Here is a 13,866-nt window from a genome sequence, read left to right as displayed (position 1 = left end):
CCGTGGTCACGATGGGTTCCCGGATCAAGCGGCTCGCCGCCCGCATGGTGGTGCGACGCATCCAGAAGCAGGGGATCGACCTCTCGCGCATCACGGTGATCCCCGAGCAGACCCGCATCCCGCTCGAGCGCGACGGCACCGACCCGAAGCCGCAGATCGCGCAGTGGCGTGAAGCGGGGCCGCTCAAGGTGCTCGAGATGCCCTTCGACTTCACGCTCTACCTGGTCACCGGCCACGAGGAGGCGCGCGCCGTCCTCACCGACACCACGAGCTACAGCAACGACATCCGTCACCTGCTTCTCGGCGACGGCCCCGCGACCAAGGACGACATCGGCGGCCTGGGCTTCACCGACCCGCCGCTGCACACCCGCCTGCGCAAGCTGGTCACCCCCGAGTTCACGATGCGCCGCCTGGCCCGGCTGGAGCCGCTCATCGAGCGCATCGTCGACGACGCCCTGGACGCGATGGAGGCGGCCGGGCCGTCGGCCGACCTGGCGTCCCAGGTGGCGTTCCCGGTGCCGTTCCAGACCGTGTGCGACCTGCTCGGCCTGGCGTACGACGACCGCGACGTGTTCATGAAGCTGGCCACCACGCGCTTCGACGCCACCGGCGGTGCGGCGGCCGCGTTCGGCGCGGTGTCGGCACAGCGCGAGTTCCTGTTCGAGGCGGTGGCGCGCCAGCGCCTCGAGCCGGGTCCGGGCCTCATCGGCCAGATCCTCGAGCGCGAGGGCGACGCGATCTCCGACGCCGACCTCGCCGGCCTGGCCGACGGCATCTTCACCGGCGGCTTCGAGACCACCGCCGGCATGATCAGCCTCGGCACGATGGTGCTGCTGCGCGACCCGGCCTACGCCGCCCTGGTGCGCGACGGCGGCCGGGCGGACGTCGACCGCGTCGTCGACGAGCTGCTGCGCTACCTCTCGGTCGTCCAGGTCGCCTTCCCGCGTTTCGCCAAGCAGGACATGGACCTGTTCGGGCAGCGGATCAAGGCCGGCGACGTGGTCATCGCCTCGCTCAGCGGCGCGAACCGCGACCCGGCCTCCGCGGGCGACGACCCGGACGGGTTCGACCCGTTCCGCGTGCCGGCCAGCGGCCACCTGGCCTTCGGGCACGGGCTGCACCGCTGCATCGGCGCCGAGCTGGCCCGCATGGAGCTGCGCATCCTGTTCCCGAAGCTGCTCCAGCGCTTCCCGGACCTCGCCCTCGCCGTGCCGGAGTCCGAGATGAGCTTCCGGCAGATGTCGTTCGTCTACGGCGTCGACGAGCTGCCGGTGCACCTGGGCGTCCCGGCCCGCAGCACGCCGGTCGCGTGAGCACCGCGGCGACCGACGTCCGCGACGTCGAGCGCTGGTTCGAGGCGCAGGGCCTGCCCTACTTCGTCGGCGACCACGCCGACCGGGTCGAGTCCTGGCTGTCGAGCAAGCGCATCCTGGCCTCGCTGGCCCTCGTCCTGGCCGTCTCGGTCGGCGCCGGATGGCTGCTCGGGCACCGCGCCGGCACCGAGTGGGGCACGACCGTCGGCGTGCTGCTCTTCCTCGTCCTGCTCGGCGGGTACGCGGGCGGGCTGCTGCGGATGACGACGATGATGCGCTGGGCGGTGCGCCGGACGTTCGGCTCGCTCGGCCTCATGGTGCCGCTGCTGACCCGGGCGCTGCCGCTGCTGTTGCTCGCGGTGACGTTCCTGTTCGTCAACGCCGAGGTCTGGCAGGTCGCCGCGCTGATGCCGCGCCCGCGGCTGTGGCTGGCCGTGCTGGCCTTCGCGGCGGTGGCGGTGCTGTTCCTGCTCGTCCGCCTGCCCGAGGAGGTGCGCGGCGTCGAGCGGGACGCGTCGGGGGAGCGGCTCGCGCAGCTGTGCGCGGGCACGCCCGCCGAGGGGCTGGCCGGCGCGGGCACGACGGCCGGGGAGCTGCCCCGGTTCGCGCGGGTCAACCTCGTGATGGTGCTGCTGTTCAACCAGGCGATCCAGGTGCTGCTGCTCGCGGTGCTCCTGCTCGGGTTCTTCGTCGCGTTCGGGCTGCTGGCCATCCCCGACTCGACCGTCGAGGCCTGGACCGGCGCCGCCGTCACCGACCTCCCGTCGCTGGGCGCGCGCGTCCCGGTGACCAACGAGCTGTTCCAGGTGTCGGTGTTCCTCGCCGCCTTCGCCGGGCTGTACTTCACCGTCTACGCCGTCACCGACGCCACGTACCGCGAGCAGTTCTTCTCGTCGGTGTCCGAGGAGCTCGAGCGGGCGGTCGCCGTCCACGCCGCCTACGCCGCGGCCCGGCAGGACGTCCCCGCCGCCGAGCGGTGAGTGTTCCACTCACCGCCCGGGGCGGGTGGCGAGGACGACCGACGCGTCGCGGTCGCCGTCGCGGACGACCTGCGGCACCAGCCCGGCCGCGGCGAGCAGCGACGCCGTCCCGGAGGCCTGGGTCACGCTCGTCTCGATCACGACGACGCCCATGGGGGAGAGCCACGTGCACGCCTCGGCCGCGACCCGGCGGTGCACGTCCAGGCCGTCCGCGCCGCCGTCCAGCGCCACCCGCGGCTCGTGGTCGCGGGCCTCGGGCGGCATCAGCGCCACGGCCTCGGTGGGCACGTAGGGCGCGTTGACCGCCAGGACGTCCACCGTGCCCCGCAGCTCGGGTGGGAGGGCGGCGAACAGGTCGCCCTCGTGGACGCGGGCGCCGAGCGGCTCGAGGTTGCGGCGGGCGCACGCGACGGCGGCCGGCTCGACGTCCGTGCCGTGGACGCGGGCCGTGGGCACGTGGGTGGCCACGACCAGGCCCACCGCGCCGGTGCCGCAGCACAGGTCGACCACGGTCGAGCCGGAGCCCGCCCGGTCGAGCGCCTGCATGGCCAGCAGCTCGGTGCGGGTCCGCGGCACGAAGACGCCGGGGGAGACGAGCACCCGGAGCCCGCAGAAGGAGGCCCAGCCGACGACCGACTCGAGCGGCTCGCCGGCGACGCGGCGGGCGGTCATCGCCTCCAGCGCGGCGTCGTCGGCGGCCGACTCGCGCAGCACCAGGGCCTCGTCCTCGGCGAAGACGCACCCGGCCGCCCGCAGCCGGGCCACCAGCCGGTCGGTCACGTCGTCCACGGGAAGACCGTTCGGCGGCCCGGGGACCGCCCTACCCTGGCCCGGTGATCGAGTACGTCGACCGGGCCAAGACGCTGCCGGCGCCCCCGCACGTCGTCTGGGACGACCTGGTCGACCCGCGCACGACCGGGCTGCGGCCGTGGCTCGTCCTCGAGGCGGACGAGGTGCCGCCGCGGGTCGTGGCGTCCGAACGTCCGCGCCTGGTCGTGTGGTCGTCGTTGTGGACCGCGCGTCCGGACGACGTCGTCACCCTCGAGCTGTCGCGCGCCGGGGCGGGCAGCACGCTCCGGGTCCGCGTGGTCACGCCGCACGAGCTTCCTGGCGAGGACGTCGCGAGCCACGTCCGCCGGCGGCTGGGGCAGCTGCTCTACGGCGAGCTGCGCCTCACCTACGGCGCCTGACGCAGAGCGGTGACCTGGCGTCCACCGGGGCCCCTCGCGTGGACGCCAGGTCACCGCCCCCGTGCCCACGTGGGCGCGGCCGCCGCGTTGGTGGCGTCACCAGCCGCGCTCGCGCCACTCCGCGAGGTGCGGTCGCTCGGCGCCGAGCGTGGAGTCGTCGCCGTGCCCCGGGTGGAACCAGGTCGCGTCGTCGAAGCGGCCGAAGATCTTGGTCGACCTCGTCGATCAGCCGCTGTCCAGGTCGGCGCGGGTCCGGTCAGCGAAGGCGGTAGGACCAACTTGCCGCGTAGTCGCGGTCCACCGTCTCCTGCGACTCGACGATGACGCTGCTCAGAAGACCCTCGAGTCCTGCTGCCGCTGCCAGTCGTTGAGCGACTCGGTACAGACCCGGGTCGGCGGAGAGCAGGTCCCTCTCGGCGTCGCTCGTGGTCCCGAGCCACGCGTGGAATCGGAACGGAGGGTCGAAGGCCACGACGTGCTCGGATCGGACCGCTCCACGGTCGGCATACTGCTCGATCAGGTTGGACTCGAAGGTGGCAATCGCGTGCCAGTCCGGCTCCACGGTCCCAGTCATCAGAGGACCCGCGGCATAGCAGGGAGGTATACGCCGTTCGACACCTCGCGTACGGCGACGGTCTGCGTCCGGGTGGTCGATTCGACCTCGCAGACGCCGTCGATCGGGCCCTTGAACGGGATCCGCCTCCGGGCGCTCCGCCACTTCGACGACCAGAGGTCCGCGGGAAGCTCTGGAACGGAATCGCCCTCGCGACGGCCGCCGACCAAGGCCCATCCGAGCTCGTCCGGCACGTCCATCGTCACCATCGGCGAGCCAACCATTCAGGTATCGAAGCGCGCTCGGCGCCGAGCGTGGAGTCGTCGCCGTGCCCGGGGTAGAACCACGTTTCGTCGGGGAGCCGGCCGAAGACCTTTTCCTGCAGGTCTCTCATGATCGAGTCGAACTCCTCGGGACTTGTCGTCCTCCCAGGACCGCCGGGGAACAGGGAGTCGCCGGTGAACAGGTGCGTGCTCCCGTCGGAGTCGCGGTGCACCAGCACGATCGAGCCGGGGGTGTGGCCGACGACCTGGACGACCTCGAGCTCCACCTCGCCGAACCGCAGCGTGTCGCCGTCGGCCAGGCGGACGTCCGTGGGCACGGGGATGCCGTCGGCGTCGTCGCGGCCGGCGAACGTGCGGGCGACGGTCTCCTTGACGACCTCGTCGAGCGCGGCCCAGTGGTCGGGGTGGCGGTGGGTGGTGACGATGCCGTCGAGCGCCTCGGTGCTGCCGACGAGCTCCATGAGCCGCTTCGGCTCGGCCGCCGCGTCGACGAGGAGCCGCTTGCCGGTGGCGCGGCACTCGAGCAGGTAGGCGTTGTTGCTCATGTCGCCGACGGCGAGCTTGGTGATCGTGAGGTCGGCGAGCTCGCGGACGTCCGCGGGGCCCCCGACGCTGACCTGTCCGGTGTACGTCATGGCCCGACGATAGGCCAGGGACGGTGAGTCCGGTCACCCCGCGACCGGCGTCGGGATGTTCTTGTCGGTGGGCGTCGTTACGCTCGGTGATGCCCCACACCACCTCTGACCTCAGGAGCCGCGTGAACGACCGCCTCGTCATCGAGGGCGCCCGCGAGCACAACCTCAAGAACGTCTCGCTGGACCTGCCGCGCGACTCCCTCATCGTCTTCACCGGCCTGTCGGGATCGGGCAAGTCGTCGTTGGCCTTCGACACGATCTTCGCCGAGGGCCAGCGCCGCTACGTCGAGTCGCTCTCGGCGTACGCGCGCCAGTTCCTGGGCCAGATGGACAAGCCGGACGTCGACTTCATCGAGGGCCTGTCGCCCGCGGTCTCGATCGACCAGAAGTCCACCTCGCGCAACCCGCGCTCGACGGTGGGCACGATCACCGAGGTCCACGACTACCTGCGCCTGCTGTTCGCCCGCGCGGGCCGCGCGCACTGCCCCGAGTGCGGCGAGCGCATCTCCAAGCAGACGCCGCAGCAGATCGTCGACCGGGTCATGACCATGGACGAGGGCACCCGCTTCCAGGTGCTCGCTCCGGTCATCCGCGGCCGCAAGGGCGAGTACCTCGAGCTGTTCCGCTCGCTGCAGCAGCAGGGCTTCAGCCGCGTCGTCGTCGACGGCGAGACCCACATGCTGGCCGACGAGCCGCCCAAGCTGGCCAAGACCAAGAAGCACACGATCGACGTCGTCGTCGACCGTCTGCAGGTCAAGCCCACGCAGAAGCAGCGCCTCACCGACTCGGTCGAGACCGCGCTCGGCCTGGCCGACGGCCTGGTGCTCATCGAGGTCGTCGACCTGCCCGCCGACGACCCGCAGCGCGTCCGCCGGTTCAGCGAGAAGCTGGCCTGCCCCAACGACCACCCGCTGGCCGTCGACGAGCTCGAGCCGCGCTCGTTCTCGTTCAACGCCCCGTTCGGCGCCTGCCCGGTCTGCCACGGCCTGGGCACGCGGCTCGAGGTCGACCCCGAGCTCGTCGTCCCCGACCCGACCAAGACGCTCGCCGAGGGCGCGCTGGCTCCGTGGAGCAACACGCAGTCCAGCGACTACTTCGGCCGCATCCTGCAGGCGCTCGGCGAGGAGCTGGGCTTCGACCTCGACACCCCGTTCGAGCGGCTCGCCAAGGACGTCCAGAAGGCGCTGCTGCACGGGCACCCGACCAAGGTCCACGTCCGCTACCGCAACCGGTACGGCCGCGAGCGCTCGTACTACACGTCCTTCGAGGGCGCGATCGGCTACATCGAGCGCCGCCACGAGGAGACCGAGTCCGAGGCCAGCAAGGAGCGCTACGAGGGCTTCATGCGCGAGGTCGCGTGCCCGACCTGCCAGGGCACCCGGCTCAAGCCGGTCATCCTGGCCGTGACGGTCGAGAACCCCGCGCTCGGCGAGAAGAACATCGCCGAGGTCTCGAACCTGTCGATCCGTGAGGCGTCGGAGTACCTGGCCGGTCTCGAGATGACCTCGCGCGAGAAGCAGATCGCCGCGCAGGTGCTCAAGGAGATCAACGCCCGGCTGCGCTTCCTGCTCGACGTCGGCCTCGACTACCTGTCGCTCGACCGGGCGGCCGGCACGCTGTCCGGCGGCGAGGCCCAGCGCATCCGCCTGGCCACGCAGATCGGCGCCGGCCTCGTCGGCGTCCTGTACGTGCTCGACGAGCCGTCCATCGGCCTGCACCAGCGCGACAACGAGCGGCTCATCGAGACCCTCGTCCGGCTGAAGAACCTGGGCAACACGCTCATCGTCGTCGAGCACGACGAGGACACCATCCGCGCGGCCGACTGGGCCGTCGACATCGGCCCGGGCGCCGGTGAGCGCGGCGGCAACGTCATCGTCTCCGGCCCGGTCGACGAGCTGCTGTCCAGCGACGACTCGATCACCGGCAAGTACCTGTCCGGCCGGCTCGAGATCCCCGTGCCCGACAAGCGCCGTCCGGCCCAGAAGGGCCGCGAGCTCGTCGTGCGCGGCGCGCGCGAGAACAACCTGCGCAACGTCGACGTGAAGTTCCCGCTCGGCCAGCTCGTCGCCGTCACCGGCGTCTCCGGCTCGGGCAAGTCGACGCTGGTCAACGACATCCTCTACACGTCGCTGGCCCGTTCGATCTACAAGGCGCGGGCCATCCCGGGCCGACACCGGACGATCGAGGGCACCGACCAGCTCGACAAGATCATCCACGTCGACCAGTCGCCGATCGGCCGCACGCCGCGCTCGAACCCGGCCACCTACACCGGCGTCTTCGACCACGTCCGCAAGCTGTTCGCGCAGACGCCCGAGGCGAAGATGCGCGGCTACCAGCAGGGCCGGTTCTCGTTCAACATCAAGGGCGGACGCTGCGAGGGCTGCTCGGGCGACGGCACGATCAAGATCGAGATGAACTTCCTGCCCGACGTGTACGTGCCGTGCGAGGTCTGCGGCGGGGCCCGGTACAACCGCGAGACGCTCGAGGTCCGCTACAAGGGCAAGACGATCGCCGAGGTCCTCGACATGCCGATCGAGGAGGCCGCGGAGTTCTTCGAGCCGATCACGGTCATCCACCGCCACCTCAAGACGCTCGTCGAGGTCGGCCTGGGCTACGTCCGGCTCGGCCAGCCCGCCACCACGCTGTCCGGCGGCGAGGCACAGCGCGTCAAGCTCGCCACCGAGCTCCAGCGCCGCAGCACCGGCCGCACCATGTACGTGCTCGACGAGCCGACCACTGGTCTGCACTTCGAGGACATCCGCAAGCTGCTCGAGGTGCTGCACCGCCTGGTCGACCAGGGCAACTCGATCATCGTGATCGAGCACAACCTCGACGTCATCAAGACGGCCGACCACATCATCGACATGGGTCCCGAGGGCGGCAGCGGCGGCGGTCAGGTCGTCGTCACCGGCACGCCGGAGAAGGTCGCGGGCACGCCCGACAGCCACACCGGACGCTTCCTGGCGCCGCTGCTCGAGCGCGGTCGCGTCCCGGTCGGCTGATGGCCGACCCGGCGACCTACCGGCCCCGGCCGGGGGAGATCCCCACCGACCCCGGCGTCTACCGCTTCCGTGATGCCGAGGGTCGGGTCATCTACGTCGGCAAGGCGAAGTCGCTGCGCCAGCGGCTGAACTCGTACTTCGCCGACCTGGCCGGCCTGCACGAGCGCACCCGGCGCATGGTCACCACGGCCGCGGGCGTCGACTGGACGGTCGTCGGCACCGAGGTCGAGGCGCTGGCGCTGGAGTACACCTGGATCAAGGAGTACGACCCGCGGTTCAACGTCAAGTACCGCGACGACAAGTCCTACCCGTGGCTCGCGGTGACCGTGGGCGAGGAGTACCCGCGCGTCCAGGTCATGCGCGGGACCCAGCGCAAGGGCGTGCGCTACTTCGGCCCCTACGGCCACGCCTGGGCCATCCGCGACACGGTCGACACGCTGCTGCGGGTCTTCCCGATGCGCTCGTGCTCCGGTGGCGTGTTCCGCCGGGCCGCGGCCATCGGACGTCCCTGCCTGCTCGGTGACATCGGCAAGTGCGCCGCGCCGTGCGTCGGCCGCGTCGACGCCGACGAGCACCGCGACATCGTCGAGGACTTCATGTCCTTCATGGGTGGCCAGACCACCGGGTTCACCCGCGAGCTCGAGCGCAAGATGCGCGACGCCGCGAGCAGCCAGCAGTACGAGCTCGCGGCCAAGTACCGCGACGACCTCGGCGCGCTCAACCGCGTCCTGGAGAAGCAGACCGTCGTGCTGGGCGACGGCACCGACGCCGACGTGCTCGGCTTCGAGCTCGACCCGCTCGAGGTCGCCGTGCAGATCTTCAACGTCCGTGGCGGACGCATCCGCGGCCAGCGCGGCTGGGTCGCCGACCGCGCCGACGACGCGCCGCTGCCCGAGCTGGTCGAGCGCGCGGTCATGGCGCTGTACCAGGACGCCGCGCCGGCGGGCATCCCGCGCGAGGTGCTCGTGCCCGCGCTGCCGGCCGACGTCGAGGCACTGGAGGCGCTGCTCGCCGAGCTGCGCAACGGCCCGGTCACCCTGCGCGTCCCGCAGCGCGGCGACAAGAAGCGGCTGCTCGAGACGGTCGGCCAGAACGCCAAGCAGGTCATGGCCCGGCACAAGCTCAAGCGCGCCGGCGACCTGACCGCCCGCAGCCAGGCGCTCGAGGAGATCCAGGAGACGCTCGGCCTGCCGACCGCCCCGCTGCGCATCGAGTGCTACGACATCTCCAACCTGCAGGGCACCGAGATCGTCGCGTCCATGGTCGTCTTCGAGGACGGCCTGCCGCGCAAGTCCGAGTACCGCCGCTTCACCATCCGGCACGAGGGCCAGAGCGACGTCGCCGCGATGCACGAGGTCATCACGCGCCGGTTCGAGCGGCTGCTCAAGGCCCGGGCCGAGGGTGCCGACGCCGCCGGCATCGACCCCGAGACCGGCAAGCCGAAGAAGTTCGCCTACGCGCCCGCGCTCGTGGTCGTCGACGGCGGCCCGCCGCAGGTGGCGGCCGCGCAGCAGGCCATGGACGAGCTGGGCATCACCGACGTCGCGCTGTGCGGCCTGGCCAAGCGCCTGGAGGAGGTCTGGGTCCCCGACGACGAGGACCCGGTCATCATGCCGCGCACGAGCGAGGGGCTGTACCTGCTCCAGCGGGTCCGTGACGAGGCCCACCGCTTCGCCATCAGCCACCACCGCCAGCGGCGCAGCAAGTCGATGGTGGTCAGCGAGCTCGACGCCGTCCCGGGCCTGGGGCCGACGCGCATCAAGGCGCTGCGCAAGACGTTCGGCTCGGTCAAGGCCATGCGGCAGGCCTCGGTCGACGAGCTGGCCGCGGTGCCCGGCATCGGTCCGGCGACCGCCGCGGCGATCCATGCCGCCCTGAACGACGGCGACGCCCGGGCGGCGTCCGGTACGGTCGCGGTCAACACCGCCACCGGCGAGATCCTGGAGGACTAGATGGCTCGGCTCGACGAGCTCGTGCTGGTGACCGGCATGACCGGCGCCGGGCGAGGCACCGCGGCGAAGACCCTGGAGAAGCTCGGCTACTACGTGGTCGACAACCTCCCCGCCGCCCTGCTGCCTGAGGTCGTGCGCACCGCGCGCGACCTCGACGGCTTCGTCGGCCTCGCCGTCGTCGTCGACGCCCGCTCCGGCCCGTTCTTCGGCGAGCTGTTCGACGCGGTCGAGACGGTGCGTGACTCCGGCGTGACGCCGCTGGTGCTCTACCTGGAGGCCGCCGACGAGGTGCTCGTACGCCGCCAGGAGGCCGCCCGGCGTCCGCACCCGCTCAGCCGCGAGGGACGCCTCATGGACGGTTTCGCCCGCGAGCGCGAGCTCCTGCGTTCGTGGCGCGGCCGGGCCAACGTCGTCATCGACACCACGAACCTCAACACCCACCAGCTGGCCTCGCGCGTGCGCGCCGCCTTCCACGACCCCGAGTCCGGGGGCCTGCGCGCCTCGGTCGTGTCGTTCGGCTTCAAGTACGGCCTGCCGATCGACGCCGACATGGTCGCCGACATGCGCTTCCTGCCCAACCCTTTCTGGGTCGACGACCTGCGCCCGCTCAGCGGCCTGGACGACCCGGTCCGCGACTACGTCCGGTCCCAGCCCCGCGCCGAGGAGTTCCTGGAGCGCTACGAGGAGCTGGTCGCCTTCCTGACCGACGGCTTCCTCAAGGAGGACAAGCACTTCCTCACCATCGCGATCGGCTGCACCGGCGGACGCCACCGCAGCGTCGCCATGGCCGAGGCGTTCGCCGACCGCCTGCGCCGGCACCAGGTCCCCACGCTGGTGGTCCACCGCGACCTGGGACGCGAGTGAGCGCCACGCGCCGGCTCCCGAACCAGCGCGCCCGCCGCGTCGTGGCGCTGGGCGGCGGGCACGGCCTGGCCGCGAGCCTGTCGGCGCTGCGGCTGCTGCCCACCGACCTGACCGGCGTCGTCACCGTCGCCGACAACGGCGGCTCGTCCGGGCGGCTGCGCACCGAGCTGGGCGTCCTGCCGCCCGGCGACCTGCGCATGGCCCTGGCCGCCCTCTGCGGCGACGACCAGTGGGGACGCACGTGGGCCGACGTGCTGCAGCACCGCTTCCAGACCGAGGGCGAGCTGCACGGCCACGCGGTCGGCAACCTGCTCATCGCGGCCGTGTGGGAGCGGCTGGGCGACCACGTCGCCGGGCTCGACCTCGTCGGCCGCCTGCTCGGCGCCCAGGGCCGGGTGCTGCCCATGACGTCCGTGCCGATCGAGATCACCGCCGAGGTCGTCCTGCACGACCAGCCCGGCGAGCTCACCACCATCCGCGGCCAGGTCGAGGTCGCCTCCACCGACGGCGACGTCGTGTCGGTGTCGCTCGAGCCGTCCGACCCTCCGGCCTGCCCGGAGGCGGTCGAGGCGATCATGGCCGCCGACGACGTGGTCATCGGTCCGGGCTCGTGGTTCACCAGCGTCATCCCCAACCTGCTCGTGCCCGAGCTGCGCGACGCGCTGGTGCGCACGAGCGCCAAGCGGGTGCTGGTGCTCAACCTGGCCAACCAGCCGGGGGAGACCGACGGCTTCACCGCCGAGACGCACCTGGAGGTGCTGGCGGCGCACGCGCCCGAGCTCGACATCGACGTCGTGCTGGCCGACGACCGGGTCGTTGACGAGACCGGTAGTCTCGACGCGATGGTGAAGGGCCTCGGCGGCCGCCTCGTGCGCACGCCGGTGGCGACCTCGCCGCAGTCCGACCAGCACGACTCGTTGCGCCTCGCGGCAGCGTTCCGGCGGATCTTCGACGAGCTGGACGACAGGGGTCGCGGGGCGACCGGAAGGTGGTAGCCGCATGGCGATGACCGCGCAGGTGAAGTCCGAGCTCGCGAGCACGAACGTCACGAAGGCCTGCTGCCGCAAGGCGGAGGTCTCCTCGATGCTCCGCTTCGCCGGTGGCCTCCACCTCTCGGCCGGACGCATCGTCGTCGAGGCCGAGCTCGACACCGGGGCCGCGGCCCGCCGCCTGCGCAAGGACATCGCCGAGGTCTACGGCCACGACAGCGAGATCGCGATGCTGCGCGGCGGCTCGAGCCTGCGCAAGAGCGCGCACTACCTCGTCCGGGTCAGCCGTGACGGCGAGGCGCTCGCCCGCCAGACCGGCCTCATCGACGGTCGCGGACGTCCGGTGCGCGGACTTCCCCCGCAGGTCGTCTCCGGCGCCACGTGCGACGCCGTGGCCGCCTGGCGGGGCACGTTCCTGGCCCGCGGCTCGCTCACCGAGCCCGGACGCTCGTCCGCCCTCGAGGTGACCTGCCCCGGCTCCGAGGCCGCCCTCGCCCTGGTCGGCGCGGCCCGCCGGCTGGGCATCGGCGCCAAGGCCCGCGAGGTCCGTGGCGTCGACCGCGTCGTCATCCGCGACGGCGAGGCCATCGGTGCGCTGCTGACCCGTCTGGGTGCCCACGAGACGCTGCTGGCCTGGGAGGAGCGCCGCATGCGCCGCGAGGTGCGCGCGACGGCCAACCGCCTGGCCAACTTCGACGACGCCAACCTGCGCCGTTCGGCGCGCGCCGCGGTCGCCGCCGGCGCCCGGGCCCAGCGCGCGCTGGAGATCCTCGGCGACGAGGTGCCCGACCACCTGCGCATGGCCGGCGAGCTGCGCGTCGAGCACCGCCAGGCGAGCCTGGAGGAGCTGGGCCGCCTCCACGAGCCCGTGCTGACCAAGGACGCCATCGCCGGACGCATCCGGCGCCTGCTCGCGATGGCCGACAAGCGGGCCGAGGAGCTGGGTGTCCCCGACACCGAGGCGGGCCTGTCCGAGGACGTCCTGGACGACGAGTGACCGATACCCGCGCGTAACCCGGGTCACGCGACCGCGCGGCGGGTCGGGTCGATAGGCTGGGCCCCGGACCAACCAAATCGTCGAGACCAGGAGCGAACCTCGTGACCGTACGCGTGGGCATCAACGGATTTGGCCGCATCGGCCGCAACTTCTTCCGCGCGGTTCGCGCGTCCGGCGAGGACATCCAGGTCGTCGCCGTCAACGACCTCACCGACAACAAGACGCTGGCGACGCTGCTCAAGTACGACTCGATCCTGGGTCGTCTCGACGCCGACGTCACCTTCGACGAGTCGGCCATCTACGTCGGCGACCAGAAGATCACCGCCTTCGAGGAGCGCGACCCCGCGAAGCTCGACTGGGCCTCGGTCGGCGTCGACGTCGTCGTGGAGTCCACCGGCTTCTTCACTGACGCCACCAAGGCGAAGGCGCACGTCGACGGCGGCGCCAAGAAGGTCATCATCTCGGCGCCCGCGTCGAACGAGGACATCACCATCGTCATGGGCGTGAACCACGACCTGTACGACGGCGAGAAGCACACCGTCATCTCGAACGCCTCGTGCACGACGAACTGCCTCGCCCCGATGGCCAAGGCGCTCAACGACGCCCTGGGCATCGAGAAGGGCCTCATGACGACGATCCACGCGTACACGCAGGACCAGAACCTGCAGGACGCGCCGCACAAGGACCTGCGTCGTGCCCGCGCCGCCGCGCTCAACATCGTCCCGACCTCGACCGGTGCGGCCAAGGCGGTCAGCCTGGTCCTGCCCGAGCTCAAGGGCAAGCTCGACGGCTACGCGCTGCGCGTGCCGGTGCCGACCGGCTCGGCCACCGACCTCAGCTTCGAGGCCGCGCGCGAGACCACCGTCGAGGAGGTCAACGCGATCATGAAGGCCGCCGCCGAGGGCCCGCTGAAGGGCTTCCTGACCTACACCGAGGACCCGATCGTGTCCTCGGACATCGTCACCGACCCGTCGTCGTGCACCTTCGACTCGGGCCTGACGAAGGTCATCGGCAACCAGGTCAAGGTCGTCGGCTGGTACGACAACGAGTGGGGCTACTCCAACCGCCTCGTCGACCTGGTCAAGCACGTCGGCGCCTCGCTCTGAC

General features: G+C 71.9%; 13 protein-coding genes and 1 pseudogene. 9 read left to right on the top strand and 5 right to left on the bottom strand.

Annotation, left to right across the window (positions count from 1 at the left end; genetic code table 11):
* Nucleotides 1-11 precede the first annotated feature (11 nt).
* Nucleotides 12-1,313, top strand: coding sequence for a cytochrome P450 (locus E0W78_RS02540; protein WP_131402563.1), 1,302 nt, complete (start codon nucleotides 12-14; stop codon nucleotides 1,311-1,313).
* Complete coding sequence (locus E0W78_RS02535) at nucleotides 1,310-2,293, top strand: hypothetical protein (RefSeq protein ID WP_131402284.1); 984 nt, start codon at nucleotides 1,310-1,312, stop codon at nucleotides 2,291-2,293. The genes E0W78_RS02540 and E0W78_RS02535 overlap by 4 nt, the downstream gene beginning before the upstream one ends.
* 9 nt (nucleotides 2,294-2,302) lie before the next feature.
* Here E0W78_RS02535 and E0W78_RS02530 read toward each other — a convergent pair whose 3' ends face one another.
* Entirely contained in the window at nucleotides 2,303-3,082 is a 780-nt protein-coding gene (locus E0W78_RS02530; RefSeq protein WP_131402283.1) for a putative protein N(5)-glutamine methyltransferase, read from the bottom strand.
* Between the two features lie 44 nt (nucleotides 3,083-3,126).
* Between E0W78_RS02530 and E0W78_RS02525 the strand changes: the two genes are divergently transcribed.
* On the top strand, nucleotides 3,127-3,483 hold the full coding sequence (locus E0W78_RS02525) for a hypothetical protein (RefSeq protein ID WP_131402282.1): 357 nt from the start codon (nucleotides 3,127-3,129) through the stop codon (nucleotides 3,481-3,483).
* 96 nt (nucleotides 3,484-3,579) lie between these two features.
* Here E0W78_RS02525 and E0W78_RS16830 read toward each other — a convergent pair.
* From E0W78_RS16830 to E0W78_RS02510, 4 genes and pseudogenes are all read right to left on the bottom strand, one after another.
* Nucleotides 3,580-3,693 (bottom strand): annotated as a pseudogene (locus tag E0W78_RS16830) (MBL fold metallo-hydrolase); the annotation flags it as partial.
* Nucleotides 3,694-3,739: 46 nt separating this feature from the next.
* Nucleotides 3,740-4,057, bottom strand: a complete 318-nt coding sequence (locus E0W78_RS02515) for a hypothetical protein (protein ID WP_131402281.1) — start codon at nucleotides 4,055-4,057, stop codon at nucleotides 3,740-3,742.
* Complete coding sequence (locus tag E0W78_RS16685; RefSeq protein ID WP_207392592.1) at nucleotides 4,057-4,305, bottom strand: hypothetical protein; 249 nt, start codon at nucleotides 4,303-4,305, stop codon at nucleotides 4,057-4,059. The genes E0W78_RS02515 and E0W78_RS16685 overlap by 1 nt, the downstream gene beginning before the upstream one ends.
* The gene (locus E0W78_RS02510) at nucleotides 4,299-4,955 is read right to left on the bottom strand and encodes an MBL fold metallo-hydrolase (RefSeq protein ID WP_131402280.1); all 657 of its coding nucleotides are present in this window, start codon (nucleotides 4,953-4,955) and stop codon (nucleotides 4,299-4,301) included. Before E0W78_RS02510 ends, E0W78_RS16685 begins: the two co-directional genes overlap by 7 nt.
* 122 nt (nucleotides 4,956-5,077) lie before the next feature.
* On the opposite strand from E0W78_RS02510, the gene uvrA reads away from it, so the two are divergent.
* The 6 genes from uvrA (at nucleotide 5,078) to gap (ending at nucleotide 13,865) form a co-directional block, all read left to right on the top strand.
* A complete protein-coding gene (gene uvrA, locus E0W78_RS02505) occupies nucleotides 5,078-7,957 on the top strand; it encodes an excinuclease ABC subunit UvrA (protein ID WP_131402279.1) in 2,880 nt (959 codons plus the stop codon).
* Nucleotides 7,957-9,909: an excinuclease ABC subunit UvrC gene (gene uvrC / locus E0W78_RS02500; RefSeq protein WP_131402278.1), complete on the top strand. Its 1,953-nt coding sequence runs from the start codon at nucleotides 7,957-7,959 to the stop codon at nucleotides 9,907-9,909. The genes uvrA and uvrC overlap by 1 nt, the downstream gene beginning before the upstream one ends.
* Complete coding sequence (gene rapZ / locus E0W78_RS02495; protein WP_131402277.1) at nucleotides 9,910-10,773, top strand: RNase adapter RapZ; 864 nt, start codon at nucleotides 9,910-9,912, stop codon at nucleotides 10,771-10,773.
* The gene (yvcK, locus tag E0W78_RS02490; protein WP_242686197.1) at nucleotides 10,770-11,768 is read left to right on the top strand and encodes a uridine diphosphate-N-acetylglucosamine-binding protein YvcK; all 999 of its coding nucleotides are present in this window, start codon (nucleotides 10,770-10,772) and stop codon (nucleotides 11,766-11,768) included. Before rapZ ends, yvcK begins: the two co-directional genes overlap by 4 nt.
* Nucleotides 11,769-11,772: 4 nt before the next feature.
* Complete coding sequence (gene whiA / locus E0W78_RS02485; RefSeq protein WP_131402276.1) at nucleotides 11,773-12,759, top strand: DNA-binding protein WhiA; 987 nt, start codon at nucleotides 11,773-11,775, stop codon at nucleotides 12,757-12,759.
* A 101-nt stretch (nucleotides 12,760-12,860) separates the two neighbouring features.
* Nucleotides 12,861-13,865: a type I glyceraldehyde-3-phosphate dehydrogenase gene (gene gap, locus E0W78_RS02480; protein WP_131402275.1), complete on the top strand. Its 1,005-nt coding sequence runs from the start codon at nucleotides 12,861-12,863 to the stop codon at nucleotides 13,863-13,865.
* Nucleotide 13,866: the final 1 nt, after the last annotated feature.

The organism is Aeromicrobium sp. IC_218, from assembly GCF_004336805.1.
Lineage (GTDB): Bacteria > Actinomycetota > Actinomycetes > Propionibacteriales > Nocardioidaceae > Aeromicrobium.
This window is presented reverse-complemented; position numbering and strand designations above follow the sequence as displayed.

Excerpts from the sequence above, each read along its gene's own strand:
- E0W78_RS02540 (WP_131402563.1), top strand. The coding sequence starts at position 12 with ATGGGTTCCCGGATCAAGCGGCTCGCCGCCCGCATGGTGGTGCGACGC.
- E0W78_RS02515 (WP_131402281.1), bottom strand. The coding sequence starts at position 4,057 with ATGACTGGGACCGTGGAGCCGGACTGGCACGCGATTGCCACCTTCGAG.
- E0W78_RS16685 (WP_207392592.1), bottom strand. The coding sequence starts at position 4,305 with ATGGTGACGATGGACGTGCCGGACGAGCTCGGATGGGCCTTGGTCGGC.
- E0W78_RS02510 (WP_131402280.1), bottom strand. The coding sequence starts at position 4,955 with ATGACGTACACCGGACAGGTCAGCGTCGGGGGCCCCGCGGACGTCCGC.
- uvrC (WP_131402278.1), top strand. The coding sequence starts at position 7,957 with ATGGCCGACCCGGCGACCTACCGGCCCCGGCCGGGGGAGATCCCCACC.
- rapZ (WP_131402277.1), top strand. The coding sequence starts at position 9,910 with ATGGCTCGGCTCGACGAGCTCGTGCTGGTGACCGGCATGACCGGCGCC.
- whiA (WP_131402276.1), top strand. The coding sequence starts at position 11,773 with ATGGCGATGACCGCGCAGGTGAAGTCCGAGCTCGCGAGCACGAACGTC.